The organism is Candidatus Harpocratesius sp., assembly GCF_054039255.1.
In genome coordinates, this window is record NZ_JBPLBG010000006.1 from 150,380 (window position 1) to 170,918 (window position 20,539).

21 protein-coding genes are annotated in these 20,539 nt (G+C 29.0%); 12 read left to right on the top strand and 9 right to left on the bottom strand.

All coding sequences use genetic code 11. From position 1 onward, the window contains the following. Positions 1–16 precede the first annotated feature (16 nt). Both thyX and ACXLDF_RS01205 read left to right on the top strand, forming a co-directional pair. Entirely contained in the window at positions 17–910 is an 894-nt protein-coding gene (gene thyX / locus ACXLDF_RS01200; protein ID WP_457556660.1) for an FAD-dependent thymidylate synthase, read from the top strand. A 28-nt stretch (positions 911–938) separates the two neighbouring features. Then, positions 939–1,316 (top strand): DUF2095 family protein, encoded by a 378-nt coding sequence (locus ACXLDF_RS01205; protein WP_457556661.1) that lies wholly within the window; start codon positions 939–941, stop codon positions 1,314–1,316. Positions 1,317–1,360: 44 nt separating this feature from the next. Here ACXLDF_RS01205 and ACXLDF_RS01210 read toward each other — a convergent pair whose 3' ends face one another. Next, complete coding sequence (locus tag ACXLDF_RS01210) at positions 1,361–1,807, bottom strand: hypothetical protein (protein WP_457556662.1); 447 nt, start codon at positions 1,805–1,807, stop codon at positions 1,361–1,363. A 105-nt stretch (positions 1,808–1,912) separates the two neighbouring features. Continuing rightward, positions 1,913–2,095 (bottom strand): ribbon-helix-helix domain-containing protein, encoded by a 183-nt coding sequence (locus ACXLDF_RS01215; RefSeq protein WP_457556663.1) that lies wholly within the window; start codon positions 2,093–2,095, stop codon positions 1,913–1,915. Between the two features lie 203 nt (positions 2,096–2,298). Here ACXLDF_RS01215 and ACXLDF_RS01220 point away from each other — a divergent pair, with 203 nt between their 5' ends. Together ACXLDF_RS01220 and ACXLDF_RS01225 are read left to right on the top strand one after the other, a co-directional pair. Continuing rightward, positions 2,299–3,123: a hypothetical protein gene (locus tag ACXLDF_RS01220; RefSeq protein WP_457556664.1), complete on the top strand. Its 825-nt coding sequence runs from the start codon at positions 2,299–2,301 to the stop codon at positions 3,121–3,123. 2 nt (positions 3,124–3,125) lie between these two features. Continuing rightward, the gene (locus tag ACXLDF_RS01225; protein ID WP_457556665.1) at positions 3,126–3,593 is read left to right on the top strand and encodes a hypothetical protein; all 468 of its coding nucleotides are present in this window, start codon (positions 3,126–3,128) and stop codon (positions 3,591–3,593) included. Between the two features lie 35 nt (positions 3,594–3,628). Here the strand turns inward: ACXLDF_RS01225 and ACXLDF_RS01230 are convergent, their stop codons facing one another. Further along, entirely contained in the window at positions 3,629–3,793 is a 165-nt protein-coding gene (locus tag ACXLDF_RS01230) for a ribbon-helix-helix domain-containing protein (RefSeq protein WP_457556666.1), read from the bottom strand. Between the two features lie 99 nt (positions 3,794–3,892). On the opposite strand from ACXLDF_RS01230, the gene ACXLDF_RS01235 reads away from it, so the two are divergent. Next, positions 3,893–4,063, top strand: a complete 171-nt coding sequence (locus ACXLDF_RS01235; RefSeq protein WP_457556667.1) for a hypothetical protein — start codon at positions 3,893–3,895, stop codon at positions 4,061–4,063. Positions 4,064–4,212: 149 nt separating this feature from the next. Here ACXLDF_RS01235 and rqcH read toward each other — a convergent pair whose 3' ends face one another. The 3 genes from rqcH to pyrI form a co-directional block, all read right to left on the bottom strand. Next, positions 4,213–6,357, bottom strand: coding sequence for a ribosome rescue protein RqcH (gene rqcH, locus ACXLDF_RS01240; RefSeq protein ID WP_457556668.1), 2,145 nt, complete (start codon positions 6,355–6,357; stop codon positions 4,213–4,215). Positions 6,358–6,429: 72 nt separating this feature from the next. Next, positions 6,430–7,818 (bottom strand): LVIVD repeat-containing protein, encoded by a 1,389-nt coding sequence (locus tag ACXLDF_RS01245; protein ID WP_457556669.1) that lies wholly within the window; start codon positions 7,816–7,818, stop codon positions 6,430–6,432. A 73-nt stretch (positions 7,819–7,891) separates the two neighbouring features. Beyond that, positions 7,892–8,389, bottom strand: coding sequence for an aspartate carbamoyltransferase regulatory subunit (pyrI, locus tag ACXLDF_RS01250; protein WP_457556670.1), 498 nt, complete (start codon positions 8,387–8,389; stop codon positions 7,892–7,894). 138 nt (positions 8,390–8,527) lie between these two features. Between pyrI and ACXLDF_RS01255 the strand changes: the two genes are divergently transcribed. Then, positions 8,528–9,352, top strand: coding sequence for a hypothetical protein (locus ACXLDF_RS01255; protein WP_457556671.1), 825 nt, complete (start codon positions 8,528–8,530; stop codon positions 9,350–9,352). Here the strand turns inward: ACXLDF_RS01255 and ACXLDF_RS01260 are convergent. Both ACXLDF_RS01260 and ACXLDF_RS01265 read right to left on the bottom strand, forming a co-directional pair. Continuing rightward, complete coding sequence (locus ACXLDF_RS01260) at positions 9,299–9,691, bottom strand: YkgJ family cysteine cluster protein (RefSeq protein ID WP_457556672.1); 393 nt, start codon at positions 9,689–9,691, stop codon at positions 9,299–9,301. The two genes, ACXLDF_RS01255 and ACXLDF_RS01260, sit on opposite strands and share 54 nt — an antisense overlap. A 41-nt stretch (positions 9,692–9,732) precedes the next feature. Next, positions 9,733–9,921, bottom strand: a complete 189-nt coding sequence (locus ACXLDF_RS01265) for a hypothetical protein (RefSeq protein WP_457556673.1) — start codon at positions 9,919–9,921, stop codon at positions 9,733–9,735. A gap of 117 nt (positions 9,922–10,038) precedes the next feature. Between ACXLDF_RS01265 and ACXLDF_RS01270 the strand changes: the two genes are divergently transcribed. Further along, positions 10,039–13,851 carry a S8 family peptidase gene (locus tag ACXLDF_RS01270; RefSeq protein WP_457556674.1) on the top strand — a complete coding sequence of 1,271 codons (3,813 nt, stop codon included), beginning with the start codon at positions 10,039–10,041 and terminating at the stop codon, positions 13,849–13,851. 47 nt (positions 13,852–13,898) lie between these two features. Continuing rightward, positions 13,899–14,135, top strand: coding sequence for a DUF2116 family Zn-ribbon domain-containing protein (locus ACXLDF_RS01275; RefSeq protein WP_457556675.1), 237 nt, complete (start codon positions 13,899–13,901; stop codon positions 14,133–14,135). 124 nt (positions 14,136–14,259) lie between these two features. On the opposite strand, the gene lysS is transcribed toward ACXLDF_RS01275, so the two are convergent. Continuing rightward, positions 14,260–16,005: a lysine--tRNA ligase gene (gene lysS / locus ACXLDF_RS01280; RefSeq protein ID WP_457556676.1), complete on the bottom strand. Its 1,746-nt coding sequence runs from the start codon at positions 16,003–16,005 to the stop codon at positions 14,260–14,262. Positions 16,006–16,108: 103 nt separating this feature from the next. On the opposite strand from lysS, the gene ACXLDF_RS01285 reads away from it, so the two are divergent. The 4 genes from ACXLDF_RS01285 to ACXLDF_RS01300 all read left to right on the top strand — a co-directional run bounded on the left by ACXLDF_RS01285 (position 16,109) and on the right by ACXLDF_RS01300 (position 20,243). Then, complete coding sequence (locus tag ACXLDF_RS01285) at positions 16,109–17,932, top strand: ribosome biogenesis/translation initiation ATPase RLI (RefSeq protein ID WP_457556677.1); 1,824 nt, start codon at positions 16,109–16,111, stop codon at positions 17,930–17,932. A gap of 208 nt (positions 17,933–18,140) precedes the next feature. Continuing rightward, a complete protein-coding gene (locus ACXLDF_RS01290) occupies positions 18,141–19,166 on the top strand; it encodes a 50S ribosomal protein L3 (protein ID WP_457556678.1) in 1,026 nt (341 codons plus the stop codon). Positions 19,167–19,176: 10 nt separating this feature from the next. Continuing rightward, positions 19,177–19,974 (top strand): 50S ribosomal protein L4, encoded by a 798-nt coding sequence (gene rpl4p / locus ACXLDF_RS01295; RefSeq protein ID WP_457556679.1) that lies wholly within the window; start codon positions 19,177–19,179, stop codon positions 19,972–19,974. Positions 19,975–19,976: 2 nt separating this feature from the next. After that, a complete protein-coding gene (locus ACXLDF_RS01300; protein ID WP_457556680.1) occupies positions 19,977–20,243 on the top strand; it encodes a 50S ribosomal protein L23 in 267 nt (88 codons plus the stop codon). Positions 20,244–20,539 lie beyond the last annotated feature (296 nt).

Sequence of the window (20,539 nt, forward strand, 5' to 3'; positions counted from 1 at the left end):
ATATATTAAAATTATTATGGAAGAAAAATCTGAAGTTTTGATGCGGGAATTAATATTTAATCATGGTTTTGTGGAATTAGTTGATGTATTAGGCTCAGATCAATCAATAGTAAATGCTGCGCGTACATCTTATGATAAGGGAACAAAAAAAGTATCTTCAACCAGACAATTAATGAGATATTTACTTCGTCACAATCATTCTGGTCCATTTGAGTTTGGTGTTTGTGTATTTCGTATTCGTTGTCCACTTTTTGTCGCGCGTCAGTGGTTTCGTCATAGAACTGCATCATATAATGAAATAAGTCTGCGCTATTCTGAAGCTCAAGAAGAATTTTATATTCCACATCATGAGTGGATTACAACTCAAGATAGAAGAAATCGCCAAGCTAGGACACAAAATGAAATTGAAGATGCTCAAAGAATTCAAAAAATGCTACAAAATGATGCAAATCTTTTACTAGAACACTATAATTCTTATCTAAATATGGGTGTTGCCCGCGAGATCGCACGAATTAATTTACCTTTATCATTATACACTACTTTTGCTTTTAAAATGGATATAAGAAATCTTTTACATTTTCTTACATTACGAACAGATCCACACGCACAATTTGAGATTCGCCAATATGCTTTGATAATGGAGAAGATGGTTGAGAAATATTTTCCTTTAGTAATAGAAGCATGGCGGGATTATCAAAAAAATGCTCTAAATTTTTCAAAACCTGAATTGAAAATATTAAAAGAAATTTTGCAAGAAAATATGGATATTAAAAAGAAAGTTCATGATTATATCGAAAAAAAACAAAATTCCATTCAACTTGCAAAATTAGAACAAATAGAATTTATGGATAAGATTCGATTGCTCTTAGATGAAGAATTAGATTTAAACTATTTAGGAAAAGGAAATTAATAAATTTTAAAATTTTTTTATTTAATTAATGCAGGAAAAACGAACTAAAGATTTTGCTCAAATTTCTGAAGATAAACTAACAATAGAATATGATCTCAATGATTTTAACAAATCTCTACCAAATTTAGCTAAGGAATTGTACGAAAAAAGAGAATCATCTGAGATAATTATTGAAGGAATTCGTAAAGAAGAAAAACCAAATGATCCAGGAGTAATTGATTTTATCCAAAGATGTAAAACCGTAGAAGAAGCCTTTGAAATAATCAATTTTCTTGAAAAACAGGGAGAAATTGATCATAAGAAAGCAAATAATCTAATCATTCAGATAAAAAAAAATGGAATTCGATCCTTTGGACCTTTAAAGACATATGGTCATTATGAAAGAAATTTCCGTAATTACCAATAGAACAATATAGAAAAAACAAATCGTTATTGAACATACATTAGTAATTACTGAATAAAATTGGGGATTATCATTGAAATCCGAAATTTTTGAGGATATGCAATAATATATTCCAATAATCTTTTTATTTCATCTTCTTCTTCTTTTGAATCTTTTAAGTATGAAATAAAGTTATCGGGTCCTACCGCTACAAGGAATCCGGATAAATCTTTTTCACGTTTCATCAAAAATCGAAAGGGAATATCGCTTTCATTATCTTTAATCATTAATAATATCCATGGATTTAGGGACCAGTCTTTTCCATTTGGATCAACTACTGATTCAATTCCTTTTCCAATCATATAGCGATTCAATATTTTTGTAATATTTAGTAATTCAACGTAGAAATTCCGATTGATATTCAAATATCCATCCATCACTTCTTTAACATCTGTTAATTCAACAAGATCTTCTTTATTTTCTTCTAATTTAAGCGAAATTCTCCATTTTTTCATATTTATTACTCCGAGTAAAAACTATAATATTCTCTCGATATGTATGATATTAGGAAAAGAAAGTAAAAAATATTATCAAAATACATGATAGTATTTTGATAGAATTTAGTTTAGCAAGTCTGGGACTTCTTTGGATTGATAACGAATAAATCCTCCCAATTCTGTTTTCAGTAAATCTCTTACTGCTACTCTAATTGCCTCTGATCGATTTGGATATGCTTCATTGGTTACTAATTTATCAATTCCTGCCAAATAGGCTTCCGGTAAGTGTACTGTGATTAATCGCATTTTTAATTACCAACATATAGTTTTAGATAATACCTAAATAAGATTCAAGTAGATTTCCTATTAATTAATTATATGATCTGGATATATATGTTATTAATGAAGTCTCTAAAAACTGCATCCACCTAATTCTCTGCTAGTTCACAAAAACAAATGCACAACAAAATATTAAAAAAGTGGAAGATTGAAATTGAAGTGTGGGCATAATGATGAGAAAACGCAATTCTTTCTTCGTTCTGATAATTTTCTCACTTTTTCTTGGTGCTTTAATCCAAGTCGTCTCAGCTCAGGATGAAACGTGGAGTCGTCCGGAAGTTACTTCTAATCCGGGATTTGAAGCGGTGATTGACGGAGTTAAAGAAGAAAGCTGGGGATTTAAAGTAAATTCATCTTCGTATGTCTTAGATGGACTTCAGTTTAAAGTATTTGTACAACATTATAATCAGTATATTTATTTCTTAGTTGAAGCACGATTTACTACAGAGGTCCAGAATGAAACAGTGTCTTTATTTTTATCTCAATCCAATCAAACAATTAGTTTTCTAGATAAAAAGCAAATTACTATTTTTAATGCTTCAGAATCTGGGAATGAATCGTCAACATTTTCTGATTATTACCTGAATTCAGACTCTTATGTGGTAGATCAATTTGATTTAGGATTTAATGGTGCTGCTGGAATAGGAGAGAACGGGTATCGAATTTTTGAATTTAAAATTCTATTACAACCTGAAGAAAATAGTACAACTGAAGACGTAACTTTGAATGTTTATAAGAACTATGCAATTGAACTTGGGTATAATAATTCTAATAGTGATGAAGTAAAGATTTCTGATCCTTTATTAGTTCAAATAGGACCTAAAAGTTCTGCAAGTACTGAAGGTGAAATTGGAGAATATAATTTTGATTCAGAATTATTTATTTTAATTGTTTTAATTATTGTTTCTGTTTTCGTTCTTAGCTACGGAGGATTGTTATTAGCAACGAAGAAAAAACAAGGAATTCAATATATTGAACAAGAGGAGGATGTATAATAGTGTCAAATAACAGTAATACTGCAGAAATTTCCAGGAAACAAATTCATGAAAATCAAAGAATGAACCTTAAACTACAAATGTTTAACTCAGCAAAGATTTCATATATTCTTGCTTTGATTTTCTTTATTATTTCCTTTCTTTTTAATGGATTAATTATTACATCTTGGAATGATTTAGTACAAAATGCTACAAGTTCTGCTGAAGGACCAACTGTATTGGGAGTGGTTGATATTGCAATTAAATCTGTTTCTATAATTCTTTTCTTTCTTTTCGCTTTTATTTCTTGGGGAAATCTCCAAGAATTGCGTGGATATATTATGACTTGGAAAGAAATGGTTGTTTTGATTATATTGACCTTAATTCAAGCAACAATTAATGGAACTGTTTTTTTAATTTCCACGATTGGCGTTATCATTATTTTAGTTTATTTCTATTTCATTCAAGCAAAAATCTCTGATGATTATTAAATAACAAATTGTGGTTTTATAGAGCTCTAGTTTTTTTAATTTTTCTTATTTTTTATTGGAATAAATGCCTTTTCTTTAATAATTAAATCTCGAACTGCATGCCTAATTGTTTCAGATCTATTTGGGTAGATTTCTGCTTGAACTAACTTTTCGATTCCGTCAATATATGCCTCTGGAAGATTTAATGTAATTAATTTCATTGTTATCAAGAAAGAAGAAAAGGAACAGCTATCTATATGAGGGCAACACTTGAAATATATAATGATGATATCTGGATGTAAGTCTTAAGGGGAATATATATGAAATCAAAAAAAATCGAAAATGAACAAGATATTATTGAAAAAATCGAAAACTTTGAAAAAATCGCCGAAAATTTAAAAAGTACTATGCTTCTTTTATCTAAGACATTAAAATCTTTAGAATCACGTTTAGATGCTCTTGAAAAAAATGTAAACGAATCAAATGATTAAAATTAAAAAAACATGATTTTTCACATTAATTTTCCATCTAAATGAATGGTATTATATCAGATCTAAATGAATGGTATTATATCAGAGTGATAGAGAAGTGAGAAAGATAATTATGAAACCTCATGAAAAAAAAGAAGTAATCATAAATCCTAGTTCTTTTTTACAATTACTGCATTTCCTGGAGGAATCGTGCGAATTAAATCATTCAATGATGTTAATCGAATCCAAGGTTTGAATTTATCATCAGCTTTTGATATAAATATGGATCGAATCTCTTTTGCTAAATCACTAACTTTTTTCCCTCCTTTATCTGGTCTGATTTTAACGTATAAAATACCTTTATTTTTAAATGCAGATTCAGGTGCTGACACAACTTGAGGAAAATATTGTTTTTCTTCTTTGTTTTCATCAGAATTTTCAAATGAGACATCTTCATCCTTATTTTGAGTTGAATTTTCAATAGGAACTAGTTTTACACCTATTGATATTTCCAAAAAAGGTTTTTCTAAATAGTTTTTTTTTCCATTAATTACAAATGATCCCTTTTTTAAATATTCTCCTGATTTTGGTGTCTTTGATACTTGTTCTGGAAAAACATAATAGATATCAGCATTTCCCCATCCTTGTTTCCATGCAGATGAATAACATGCTGCAAATTGTCCCGTTTCCTTAATTGTAGTTTGTGGAATTTCCATATTTTCATCATTTTTTATTAAGCAAACTGCAGCGCCTCTAACATCTGTGTGAAAGAAAAGATCATTTTTATTCATATGAGAATTGAATAATTTTTCATTAGAAGAAGCGTCTCGACCTCCAACAATTAAAAAATTATCTGAGGATATGAACCATCGAAATTTTTCGTACCATCTTAATTTAGGGCGTTTGATCAACATTGCTTTCTGAGATTCTGTAATTACGCGCTCTTCTTTTTGTTGTTCTACCTTCCTTTTCGTATTTTCTAAGGCTTTTTTTGCACCAATTATTTTCTTTTTTGCCTTTTTCGCTCTTTGATAAATTTCATCGGCATTTTCAACTGCATTCTTTTTTAGGTCCAATTTAAATTCATGTCCTTCTAAATTAACCAGAAGCTTTACTTCTTTAGGAAAAATTCTCTCATAAATTTGACACTCTGCAATTCCCATTTTTTTTCCTTGAATAAGTTTTTCATGGATTAAATCCCATGAATAATCTTCTTCTCTTTTTTTATTCATGATGATCGAGATTAAATTATCAATCTGTGGTAAATATTGGTAAATTAAATGGCCATATTCTAATGATTTTTGGCGTAATTCTGCAGATTCTTTAATTTTTTTCTGTTGTTGTAATAAAATTTTCTCTGATTTCGATAATTGATTTTTTACTTTTTCAATTTCTCCAGAAAATAAAACATTTGAATCAATTGCAGAGAAAAACAAATCCAGTGCTTCATTAAATGATTCGGTTGGTTGGATTGAAAATTCAGAGAATAATTTCATTTTAAAAGGTTCAAATCTTATAAGAACATCCTCGTTAGTATTACTTTTAACAACATACGGTGTGATTTTGAAATTTTTCAAATTTTCAATAATTTCTCTAATACTCTGATAAATTTCATTTAATGCTGAATCTGGTAATTTCGAAATATCTTCCTTTTTATCAATATTTGCTCTCAAGCAAATTTCTTCAGCCAAATATCCTCCCATATTGAATGAGCGTGCTAAATTTCGTACAATTTGACCTGATTGTTTTCGAATTATTTCTAAAAATTGATTTTCATCTAAGTTTATAACATCAATACCACGTGATTCTGGAAAAGAATAATCCCTTTTTGGAAGAATTTCCCGATTTCGGTATTTTTTATAATGTTGGGCAATAATTACTTGATTTTCACCATTAACTAAAATAAAATTCCCTCCTCCAAAAAACTCAATTATAAATTTCCAGGCGCTTCCTTCTTTTGAACCCAATTCTATAATTAATATTCGATCTAAATGGTATTGATAGATCTTCGTGATTCGGCGTCCTTTCATAAATTTTCGAAGGGAAAGTATAAATTGAGAAGGAAATTTTGGTACAGGATAATCGTAATGTGTTATATTGATTCTTTGGGTTGTATCAATAATTATTTTTTGAGGACCTGATTTTGATCGACATTTTAAAAGTAAAATACGTCGATCTGTCTCAATTTCGTAGATATTTGATATAAAACCATCTAGTAGAATCTCATTCAATTCATGTGCAAGGATTGTGAGATCAATATTACTAATATTCTTTTTAATTATATTTTTGGGTATTTGTTTTCCATTTTGATTCATTTAACTCAAATAGAATAAATTAAAAATAAAAATAAAAATTATTGATATAAAAAATAGTTGTAAACTTTGAAATTAATATTGATTAGAGCTCTTTTTTTGATATTTTCCAGTAATTCCAGCAATTATTGGAATCAGTAATCCCGCAAATATAATACCTTCCCAACCGAAAGGAACTGTTCTTTTACTTGTAGTATCATTTGCAACTGGGGAAGGACCTGGATCTGGAATATATACTCTATCAATCCCTCGAACACCATCTGCTATATATAAATAATCTCCTACAACTTGAAGATTATATGCATTTCCTAAAGAATTATAGACAACATTTGTTTTATTAGTGAGATCTAAGGGATTATCAATATTTATAAAAAAGGTTCCATTATCAGGTGTGTTATAGAAAAGAATATTATCATGTAATAATAATTGTTGACCTGGATTCAATGTGAAATTTACTGCATTAACTAACTGCGGAGAGACTATATTTGAAATATTGTAAATAAGTAATCCATTATAGCTTGTTGAAAGAAAGATATAATTATTTTTTATTTCAATATCATTAAATGTATCGTTTGTTAATGAAATAGTAGAAATAATTTCAGATGAATCAATATTCGAGATATTCAGAAATCTCAAAGCATGTTCAGATGGAACAGAATAGATTAAAAGATTTGTTGATATTTCTATACTTGAAATTGTTTTATTCGACTCAATATGAATAATCTGTGAAGGATTTAATGAACTTGAACAATTATAAACAAATAATCCTGAATTTTCAGTTCCAAATATTAGGTTTGAATTATTAAATTGCATTTGAGTTATAGAGTTATTTGTTGGAATACTTCCTAAATCAATAATTACAGAAGGATTTGAAACATCAAGAATTCGAATTCCATAATTATAATCTGCCAAATATAGCGTAGTTCCGCTTTTCTCAATCAAACGTGCGTCAATATCTTTAATATAATATTTTCCTAATAATTCCCGATGATTATAATTTTGAATATTAATAATTAACAATCCATTTTCTCCATCAGCAACATAAGCAGTATTATTTTCAATAATGATATCATATGTATCTGCAGGATTAGTAACTCGGTCTTTATAGTCACTATAAGTAACTAAAGTGAAACATGCAGTTGAAATAAGCATAAATATAAAAAAGAAAGCGCCAATTCCAGTTTTAAGTATTTGTTTCCAATCCCATTGATCTTTTTTATAAGGAAGGCGAAAAATTAGAAAACTCTGAATAAATGGCCATATTAATATAAATCCAACTAAATAAAGAAACATCCACCATCCACGTAGATCGAAAACAAGAACACCAAATAATGCAGAAACTACAGCAACAATTACTTTAACCCAATAAAATTTCTCTTCTATTGTTCGTTTTTTATTTTTTTCTTCTTCAATTGCTTTCTTTTTTGTTTTAACAAGATATTTGGGTTTTCTTTTTCTTACCATACATTATAAAAATAGAAAATATCAAAAAAATTTGTTGCTTTCTTAAATGTAGGAAATTCTAATTTTTACTTTCTTAAAAGCTTGTTCGTAAAATTTCATCTTGATATACAATACGTTCACAATAAGTACACGCAATTTTAAGAGGATCATCAGAAATTACCCTAAATTTTGTCATAACTGGTTCTCTTTCAACATTTGTAATACATTTTTCATTTGGGCATTTAATTATTCCTTGAATGATATCAGGAATTTTTACAACAAATTTTTTTACCACTTTATAATCCTCGATAAAAGAAACTTTACATTTAGGCGAAATAATTGCAATCTGGTGGATCTGCTTTTGATCTAGCATAATATTTTCGACTTTTACGATATCCTTTTTACCACTTTGAGATGAATTTGATTTAACATTTATTCCAACTGTAATTAAACTACCATCTTTTCCTTCTAATCCAAGAATTTTCAACACTGAAAATGCAAATCCTTCTTTAATATGATCTATTACTGTCCCTCGCTGAATTTTCTCAACATAAAGCCTTTTTCCATCTTTACTTAATTTATCTGAATTCATTTTTCTCAACTAATTAATAATATCTGTAATATCAAAATATTCTAAAAATATTAATTCTTTTATTTCAAAATTAATACGTTGGTGGATGTTATTATTCGCAAGAATCGAAATGAAATAATTGAGGAAATTAATTCTTTAATGGAAAAAATGAATTGGAATCTACAAATAAAAATAGAAAATGTAGAATTTCAAAAGAGCAAAAAAAATTATGTTTTGAAAATCTTTAATTTACCAAGAAATTTAGAAGAAAAATTCCATGTTAAAAATATAATTATAAAATATTTTGATCGTTCCATTCCAGATTCAGAATCAAGATGGAGGAATGAATTGTGGTGGTATAGTTATTTTTTAAAAAATCCTTATGATTTAAAAATTAAAACAGCTCAACTATTATATTCACATCCTTTTCTCTTATTTCTTCGATATATTCCAGGAAAAAATTTACAAAATTTGCTTATCGAGCAAAACTTGAATAATTATTTAATAGAATCTCTATCTAGATGGTTTTCATATCTTCACCAGCAAAAACTTATATTCAAAGATGCTCGTTTGATTAATTTCTTAAGTGATAATCATAACAATTTATACATAATTGATCTTGAAGAAATCTCCCTAAATTCTGAATTTCTTTCCAATCTTGGAGAAATTTTATGTTCATTTATAACTTTAACACCAGGAATATTCGAAGGATATCTCAATCCTTATGCATTTTCTAAAATGATCTTATTCTTACAGTATTACACAAATCTTAATTCAAATAAGAATATTCTTCCAAAAGAGGCCGTATCATCAAAAATTTACGAATTTTCTTTGTTTTGGATAAATATTTTTACGCAAAGTCTAAAGAAAATTGCTACTCGTAGAAATCTAAAATTAAATCAAGAATACTTTACAAAAATGGAATCTCTTTTAACTTCTTGTTTGATTGAGTATATGAGAAAAAATCCATTTCTGAAGAGATAAACAAATTGCTTTAAATCGAGAAGGATTACTATAAAAAATTCTGTTGTGAGGGCATTCATCATCTAATATACATTTATTTCTTGATTGATCAAAGATCATTGGATAAAAACGACATCCCATTGGTCGAATGGAATAAATCAAACACTTCTTTTCGTTTGGAATGTAAAATACACAATGTTCATCTATATTTTTTAATCGATAAAATCGACCATCAAATTCAAAAAAATCTATATTTTGAGACTTTTTAGAAAAATAATCTAAAATTCGCTGAACATCATCAGAAGAAAGTATCATTTCAGTGTGTGTACAACAAATTCCACAAGATTGACAAATTTTCATGATTAGTAAGAAAAAATGGGAAAAATACCTTAAAAAAGAATTTATTGTTTAGAAATGATTTTTTGATACATATTTTTAGATATTCTATGAATATATCCACGTTTATAAAATTGTTTCAAAATATTTCGTGCTTCCCGTGCATCTTCTCTTTCCATATCGAGTACAGCCATAAATTGATAAATTGAGAAGTTTTCTGGTAATAATTGTTCAATTAAATTGTAAAGACCCATAATATTCAGCTTTGATCAAGTATTTATAATTTTATAAGAAATTAAATTGTACATAAATTTTAACTTTTTTGGGTGTATTTTTTAATCACACAAGGAAATAATCTGGATCGATCTTATATGGAAAAAAAACAAAAAAAAGTAAAAATTACTATAATCATAATATTCATTCTTGTATTCGTTCCAACTTCATTCTATAAACTAAGTTATTTTTCTAATTATAATATTTCAGAGAATACTTCTGATAAAATTTCTTATACATCAAAACAATCAACTCTTTTAAAAGATTTTTTTCCTTCATCAATAGTTGCCCAAGAAAAAAACCAAGTTTTAGTTGATCAAGATTTATCTAATTACGTTTTTATCATTTTTGATGAATCAATACAATTTGATCAACGAGTCTCTCTTATTGAAAAGATTGATAGAAATGCTGAAATTAAATATAATTATAAATATCTTCCTGTAGTATCTGTTAAATTTTCCCAAGATATCAACAATATATATGTAAATAATCAAAATTTTATTTATGGAATAAAAAAAATAACTAATGTTCATCAAACACAGTTTGAGGCATATGATTTAAGTAATTTAAATGAGAATCAAACAGTAATTCTTGATGATCAAGAGAATTCAGATGAAAATTTGGAAAACTGGTGGTTGAATGCAATAGGTGCTGAAAATGTTCCATTTACAGGGAAAGGAGTAAAAATTGCAATCATTGATACTGGAATTTCTGTTCATCCTGATTTCTTTGAAAATGGAAATCCCAAATTTTCACGAATAGTTGCTAACGTCAATTTTAGCAGTGAAGCAGGGGTTTTAGAAAAAAATTATTATTTTGATGATTATGGTCATGGAACTCACGTTGCTGGAATTGCTGCTGGGAGTGGATATCTTTCAAATGGCGAATATCGTGGCGTTGCCCCTCAGGCTCTTCTTTACAATGCAAAAATTTCAAATTCTTCTGGATTTATTCAAGAAGATGATGTAGTCGCAGCAATTGAATGGTGCATAGATGAGCAAGTAGATATTATGAGTATGAGTTTTGGAGATGTAAATCCCGATGTTTGGACCGTTCAGACTCTTGCAATTCAAAAGGCAGTAAAAAAAGGAATTCTTGCATTTTCTTCAGCTGGTAATAGTGGTCCTGGTTTTTTTACTTCTGGAACTCCTGCAAGTGGATTATACTCAATAGCTGTTGGAGCTACAGATAAAAACAATCATGTATCTTACTTTAGTAGTTGGGGTCCAACATTTTCGAATCAATTAAATCCTGAAATTTGTGCTCCGGGGGTTTATATTATTGCTCCTTTATCAAAATCATCTATTTTAGATCTTGAATTCACAATTAGAGATAAAATTGTTGGTTTGTCCTCAAATTTTGGATATATTCCATTATCTGGAACAAGTATGGCTAGTCCAATGGCTGCTGGTGCTGCTGCTCTTTTAGTCGAAGCTTTTCCTGATGCTTCTCCTGAAACTATAAGAAACGCCTTGATTTTGGGAGCATCTTCTTTAGAGACTAAGACTCTTGAGGGTGAGATGGTGAGAGATGGTGCTGGATTAATCAATATAAGTAAGTCTTTACAAATTTTAAATGAATGGAATTCTTCTATCAATGGAGTCAATAATAATGCCCGTTTATTTCCTCGGATTTTTCCATATTCTCCATTTGACTTTTTTAAATATCCTGGAGAAGCAGTACTTTTAAATTATACCTTAATTATGGGTTCAGCTAAATCGATAGAATTGGAGCTCCCCCAAATTTCTGGAATTAATTTCAGTATTCTTTCGGATGTTTCTTCACTTCATGAAAAAGTTATAAGTATACCAATTTATGCTAAAATTCTATATAATGCGATTCCTGGTACTTATTTTGGGAATTTTACAATTAAGGACTCTGAATCTGGAATGATTTTAGATCAGATTTTTTTCAATATTTCTGTTGAAATTCCCAAGGCTAAGATTTTTTTTGATTCCTACCACGGATTGAATGATTTTTTCCCGAATAATATTAGCACATATTCCCAAATAGATTTGTATCACCTATTTTATTTATTATATTCCCAAGGATTTCAAGTAATATTCAATATGGAACATTGGACTCCTTTCTATAATGCATCTAAGGATTCTCCAATTCTATCTAGTGAAATTCTAAGTAATATCGATATTTTAGTCTTACAAAGACCTGTTATCCCTTTCAGCTCGTATGAAATTAAAGAGATATCGAATTTCTATAGAAAAGGTGGATCAATCTTATTTTTAGGAACAGTAAACAATTTAATGTGCTCCGATTCTATAAATTTACTCTTTCAAACACTAGGAATTAATGTCAGTTTGGGAGAAAACATGATAAATCTTAAAAATTACGGCTTCTTTTCACAAGCAATTAATTTTAACAATATCAGTATCAATAAAGATTCATCCATTTTTTCAAATATTTCAGAGTTTTATTATGGATTTGGAACTACTTTTCTCAATCAATCAAATTTAACTCCTTTAGTTGAAGTAAATGGAAAAAATGTTGCAGTAGAAACAGAATCCATAAATTCATCAGGAAAATGTATTCTTTTTGGTGATTATCATTTTTTAACGACATCAATATTTACCTCAGATTCATATTATTCTAATTTTTCTTTATTAGCAGAAAATCTTTTTGATTATTTGATACCGAATCGAAGTATTCATGTAGATTTTGCATTTAAAACGCAAAATCGCGCCAATGTTGAAATTGTCCCAATTAAATTTTATATTGTTAATTCCACTTCTAGAGACATTCTCTCCAATTTCTCTATTGGAACTTCTTTAAATTGCTCTCTGATATATCCAAACGGAACAGAAATATCGTTAATTCCAATTAAGGACTCTTCCAACTTTGGGTATATGGTGTCAATTTCGGTAAATAATTTGAATTATAGTAAAAATCCTCTTATCATTAAAATTAAATTACTCGTAAATGATCGAATTTATGAAGATCAATATTATTATATTTATGAAACTCCCAATTTCATATCATCTTATAAAATTTTAAGTTCAATTAAAAATATTGATCGAATATATCCACAATTTACTAGTTTTTCAATTAATTCAACAGATTTGATTGGAAAAGCTAATATGCGCGCAATTATTTTTCCCAATTCTTATTTCTCAAAAAATAATCTAATTGAGCTTTTTTCTAATATAACAGAAAGTGGGACAAAGTCATTGATTTCATTTTATTTTAATAAATTGGAAACTGCGGGTAAAATAATTCTAACACCAAATTATGATATAAATGAAACAATTGATCGAATTGATTTATTTCCAAATCGAATCATGTTTAATTTAATAGATTATCTTCCAGAAATAATCCCAATGTCATCATATATTGGAGATATTCGATTTAATGATATTTCTGATGGAAAATATGTATCTCCAGTTCAAATAGCAATTGGACAAGAGATTCCTTTAAAAGTGGATATAAAAGATGATGATGATTCGATAATTAATAGAAATAATTTTGTTATTACATGTTCGATCTTTCCAGGTATTATTTATCATGGAATTTTTAATCCTATGTTTCCTTCAGAAATATGGCAATATAATTTAGTTTTTGATCAATCAATAGATGCTTATACTGGAAATATAGTTGTTTATTCAGAATATCAGTTTCCTTCAATAAACAGAATAGAAAAATATACAAGCGAATCTGATTACTACATATTTTATACAATGGCTTTAATTTCAATAATAGATCCTAGTGGAGGGGTTAATTATTATCCTCTTTTTCTTATTCCTTACAATAAACCGATTCAATTGACTAATTATTCCCCTGTAATTCTTTTATACGGGATTATTGGAATTATAATTATTGTAATACAAAAGAAAACATCTATTTTTAGAAAAATTTTTGAAAAATCAAAAAAAGAACAAAAGCAAATAATGTATATATAATGCATTTCATTTTTTTTTTATGAATACTTAGAATTTTTGAGAAACTTATGTCGAAATATGATAAGTATAAGGATAATAATATTTTTCCTCATAAACATTGTCCTATTTGTTTTAATATCGTTCCTGAAGAAGGGACTGAATTTGGCGAATATTGTTCTGCTGAATGTGCAGAAACGAAGAAAATTGAAAAAAAGAGTAAAAGAAAACGTTATATTATTATGTTTTCATCCTACGGAATTATGATAGTTATTTTTGTGGTGATGATGATTCTATCAAATAAGTAATAAAAAAGATGAAATTGGGGTTATTTCTTTTATTTTTTCATGAAGTTTCACGATAATCTTTCTCCCTCATCTAGCACTCTGACATAATATCACTCATTTAGATGGTGAAGATTAATGTGAAAGGTCATGATTTTTTTGATAATACTGATTGAATTCGGTTTTTTATCCAATTTATATCCATCATTGCCATTAAAGGACCCAATCTTGGGCCCTTCTTATTTCCTAAGAAAATTAAATAAAATGCTTGAAAAATTTTCATAGGTTTAACATTTAATTCTTCTTTTATATTTATCATGATATCCTTGATTTTTTCTTCAGAAAGTTCCTTTTCTTCTTGAATTTTTGAGAAAAATTTTTTAAGTATCATCAATTGGTCTGAATTTAATCGTGAAATTATTTCTGGTTTCAATTCTTCAATTATAGAAAATCTAATTATTTTCTGCGATATTTTTTTTTTAATTTGAGGATTTTTTTCACTTTCAATCAAAGCATTTATTTCTTGAATCCAATTTGATGCCTTTTTTAGTTGAATATTCAATGAATCAATATTAAAATCTTCAATTTCATATTCTTTTAGCAAATATTTTCTTGTTCTATTGATTATACCTTGTTCTTTCAAGATTGGTTTAAGTTGAGCAAGAATCGTTATAAAACGAAATGGAATTTGATATTTTAATGTTTTTGGAATTTCATCAGGAATTATAAGAGGATAAATATATTCTATTTCTCTTTTCTCACTTTCTGATGTAGGTTCTTCTAATCCATAATAAATTCGTTCAATTCGTTGAAATTCATTGTAATACTGCTCCATTTCTTCAATTCGAATTGAGATGTGCTTATTTGGATTTGTTTGATAGATTAACATTCGAAGGATTTTCGCTTCTGCCATTTCAAGGAATTTTGAAGGAGTAAAAACTATTCCTTTTGAAGTTTTCATGTCACGATCCCCTAGTCGCAACCATTCATAAGCAACTTTTATTGGTCCTTGATATCCATATACTTTTTGACATAGTTCTAATCCTGTATCATAAGAACCTCCCGGAGTGCAGTGATCTTTTCCCGCTGGTTCACAAATTGTATTAAAAATAGTCCATTTTGCAGGCCAATCTAATCGCCAATTTAATTTAACTAATCCACTTTCTACAGTGACTCTACCATTATAACCACAACTGGGGCATTTGTAGATGCATTCATCTGTTTGTTCTATATATTCTAATACCCTGTTAGGACTAATTGTTCCATCTTTTTGTTTCTTTTGTGTTGATTGGCATTTTTCACAAATTACCATGGCTCCCATCCAAGATTTTTGTTGTTCAATATAATCTTGTTTTTGTTCTGGAGACATTGATTTAGTTAAATATTTTGCAACAATTTCTTTGACTAATTCATTTTTTTTTAATCCAATTCTGATTTTTTCTTTCATTTCGGCTGTTTTATATAGATTATGTGTCCAAATAATTTCAGCATTTATTCCCATCTCTATAAATGTATTTTGTAGTTCATTTCCAAAGAATTCTGCATAACTTTGTGTGTCTTTTGTATTAAAAGGGTTTGGTATTAAGGCAAAGGGTTTCCCTAAATGTTTTTTTGCATAATCAGATGAAATATATGATGGAAATCGTTTAGCTGCATCTAAACTGTCAATAAATAACCTAAACTTAACAGAAAATCCTTTTTCAGAGTAAATTCTCCGAATTGCTTCACAAATTAGTAACTCACGCATAATTCCCATATGAATATGTCCACTGGGTGTTTTTCCTGTTGCCAAATTGATTTCTTTTGGATCTCTTGATCCAATTTCTTTTACAATTGATTCAAGCCAATGATCTGGAAAATGAGTTTGGCTTTTAACTTCATTAGTTTGATTCATTTCGCTTCAATTAGAAAAATAATTACATGATTATGAATTTTGCCAATTAATATAAAAGCAAAAAAGATAAGAGTTAAGTCAAATTTCTTATAGTGACAAGAAAATGCGAATTGCTGTGATTAACCGCGATAGTTGTAAGCCTAACGACTGTGCTTCAGGGCCAAATAAACCATGTATTAAATATTGTCCACGAAATCGCACTGGCGATGAAACAATAAAACTTTGGGATGATGGATTTCCTCATGTAAATCCATTATTATGTTCTGGATGTGGCATTTGTGTCAAAAAATGTCCCTTTCACTGCTATACAATAATAAATATTCCAGAAAAGTTAGAAACAGAAGTTGTTCACAAATATTCACCAGATGGTTTCAGTTTATTTCGAATGTTATTACCAACAAAAGGAAGAGTATTAGGAGTTGTAGGTCAAAATGGAATAGGTAAATCTACTGCTCTAAAAATTCTTTCCGGATCATTAAAGATGAATTTAGGAAAATTTGGTGAAGAAGAACCCGAATGGGATGAAATCATTTCAAATTTTAAAGGTTCAATCCTCCAAGATTATTTAACATTGTTAAAAGATAAGAAAATAAGGATTATTCATAAACCACAAGAAATCACAGATATTCCAAAATTTGTTAATGGTAAAGTAATTGATATATTAAAAAAGATTAATGATTCTCCTAAAATAGAATTTCTTTCCAAAGAATTGGATTTAGATATTTTACTTAATCGAGATATTAGTGTATTAAGTGGTGGAGAATTACAAAGGGTTGCCATTGCTGCTGCTTTATTACGCGATGGTGAATGTTATCTTATCGATGAGCCGTCATCCTATTTGGATGTGTCCCAAAGGTTAAGGATGGCAAGATTAATTCGAAAACTCCCCCAAGATTCTAAAAGAGTAATTGTAATTGAACATGATTTGGCTATTCTCGATTTTTTAAGCGATCAAGTTTGCTTATTATACGGAGAACCTGGTGCTTATGGTATTATTTCAAATGTTGCTGGAGTCCGAGTTGGAATAAATACATTTTTGAATGGATATATTAAAAGTGAAAATATGCGATTTCGAGAAGAACCTATCCAATTTCATGATAGACCTCCAGCCGATACATTATTTTATGCTTCAAAAGTAGTATGTGAATATAATGACATGGAAACACAACTTGGTGACTTTCATTTAAGAATTAGTGCTGGAGAAATTCATGCAGGTGAAGTAATTGGCATTTTAGGTCCAAATGGTAGTGGAAAAAGTACTTTTATAAATTTGATTGCAGGTATAATTCAGCCTACCAAAGGAAAGACTTTACAAACAGAAGAATTAAAAATAGCTGTTAAATCTCAGTATATTGAATATGATCCAGAAAAACCAGTATTTGATATCATTCAAAAAATTAAAGGCTCTCCACATTTTGATATTCAGTATAAAAAACGAATATTACGAGGTTTAAAAATTGAGCCTCTCGAAAATCGAACAATTGAAGAACTTTCAGGAGGAGAATTGCAAAGAGTTGCAATTGCTGACTGTCTAACTGAAGAAGCTGATCTTTATCTTATTGATGAACCTTCTGCGTTTCTGGATGTTGAAATGAGGCTTGCAATGGCTATGATTATTCGTAAATCCATAGAAAGTAATAAAAAATCCGCTTTCGTTGTCGAACATGATATCATTACTCAAGATTTTATCAGTGATTCTCTAATTGTCTTTAAAGGTGAACCTGGTAGTAATTGTTTTTGCACTCCCCCACAAGATTTAAGATCTGGGATGAATGATTTTCTGAAAATGATGAACATTACATTTAGACGAGATTTATCAACCGGACGACCAAGAGTAAATAAACTTGGATCAAATATTGATAAAATGCAAAGAAAAATTGGTGAATACTACTATATTCCTACAAAAGATGAAGAAGCATATTTATAGTAAATTATATAGCGTATAATTTGGTTTTCTTTATTTAGATTTCAAGATACAATTGTAGCAAGACATTTTTTAAAAACTCCTTTTTTAACTTCATATTATTTAAATTTATCGACATTAATCGAAAAATTTAACTTTTATTTTCAATTTTCTAAGGTAGATGCAAGATATTTTTGTATCTATTAGAATATAATTATTGAGTGTGAACTAAATGGGACATAGAAGGCAATCCGCCCCTCGACATGGATCTTTAGCATATCTACCACGAAAACGAGCAAGATATGGGAAGGGACGTGTCCGTCACTGGCTTCACTATAATGATAAGGAAGTTAGATTTCAAGGATTCGCTGGATTTAAAGCAGGAATGACACATGTTGCATATATAGAAGATCAAGAACATAGCCCTTTCTTTGGTAAAGAATTAGTTAAAGCGGTAACTGTTCTTGAAACACCTCCACTCGTTTTATTTGGAGTAAAAGTATATCACCGAGATGAATATGGATTAAATGCTATTGGTGAACTATATGCAAAAGATTTAAAACCTGAATTAGGTCGAAAAATCCAGATTCCAAATCCAGAAACCTATAATTTCGAGGAAAAATTAAAAGATCTAGAATCTAAAATTCAAGATCATGATGAAATTCGAGGACTATTCCATACTCAACCATGGAAATCTAGTGTTCCCCGAATAAAACCCGACATCCTTGAAATTAATGTGACAGGCGGCAATGGCAGTGCAAAAGCTCAATTTAATTTTGTATTGGAGCGCTTAGGGCAGGAAATTAGAGTTCGGGATGTTATTGAAGAAGGTACTTTAATTGACACAATTGGTGTTACTAAAGGAAAAGGATTTCAAGGTGCCGTTAAAAAATTTGGAATTAAATTAATGTCTCGAAAGAATCGAAAAGGAAAGCGGAGAGTTGGATGTATTGGTCCATGGAAACCCCCAAAACTACTTTATACTATTGCTAGATCTGGTCAAATGGGATATCACCAACGTGTTGAATATAACAAACGCATTATAAAAATCTCTGAAGATAGTGATGAAATTAATCCTAAAGGTGGATTTCTACGATATGGTCTTGTAAAAAGTGATTATTTAATCATACTCGGTTCAATTCCAGGTCCAAAGAAGCGATTAATAAGATTGAGAGATTGCATGAGACCTCGGGGGAATTTCAAGGTTTCAGTACCTGAAATTACTTATATTAGTAAACTCAGTCAACAGGGGAAATAGGTGAAATAATATGGCAACAAAATCCAAATCTGTTAAAATTCTCGGTTTAGATGGGACTGAAAAAGGAAATATTGAATTACCAGATGTGTTTAACCTTTTTCCAAGATTTGATCTCATCCAAAGAGCAGTAGTTGCTTCTGAATCTGCTCAAAAGCAACCTCAAGGGCGCGATCCTTTAGCAGGAAAAAGAAATACTGCTGAAAGTTGGGGAACTGGATATGCTTCAGCAAGAGTTCCTCGTTTAACTGGCTCTGGTTATCCTTCTTCGAGAAATGCGGCTTTTGCCCCTGGTGTAGTTGGTGGACGATTAGCACATCCTCCTCGAGCTGAAAAAGTAATTGTAAAACGAATAAATAAAAAAGAGAAAATCCTTTCTTTGCTTTCAGCTATTTCTGCTACTGCTAGAAATGATTTAGTTAAAAACCGCGGTCATAAAATAAACGATGAAATGGAATTACCTTTAGTCATTGATGATAAACTTCAAACATTAAAGAAAACCAATCAAGTCATTGAAGTTTTTAACAATTTAGGATTAATTCCTGAAATTGATCGTGTGAAAGAAGGGCGACAGATTCGAGCTGGAAAAGGAAAGAGACGCGGAAGAAAATACCGAAGGAAAGTAGGCCCTTTAATTGTAATTAAAGATGATTTTGGCATTTTTAAAGCAGCTCGAAATATTCCAGGAGTAGATGTAGTAAATATCAAGAATTTAAGCAGTAAGAATTTAGCACCTGGAACACATCCTGGGAGATTAGTAATTTGGACTCAATCTGCTTTTCAGAGTTTAAAGAAATTTGAGGTGAATTAAAAATGGTTAACAACTATTTTACAATAATTAAGAAACCTTTGGTTACTGAAAACACATTTGATTTAATTGAAGATCAAAATAAAATTGTTTTTATTGTTGATAGAAAAGCTAATAAATATCAAATTAAAGAAGCAATTGAAAAACTTTATAATGTTCAAGTTGCCAAAGTGAATACCTTAATAAATACAGAAGGAACTAAAAAAGCATTTGTTAAACTTCACCCTGATTATTCTGCAGCTGATTTAGCAATTAAATTAGGTATTTTCTAATTTTATTTTTTAGTCTTTTTTTTCCTATTAAATCTAATTTCTTTCTGAACTACAATATAAGTCATTTCATAATAAATAGAACATCTAAAATTGAATTATACTGTAGAATTTTCTTTAAATATATATTTTTTATAATATATTTATAAATATCAACGATTTTGTAGAAAAAAATAAAATAATAAAGAAAATAATAAAGAAAAGATCAATTTTCTGAAATTTATTTTGTGATGTCATTCTATTGAAAGAAAAAAGAATTACTATTAAAAAATAGAGTGAAATCAGAAAAATACCCTCAA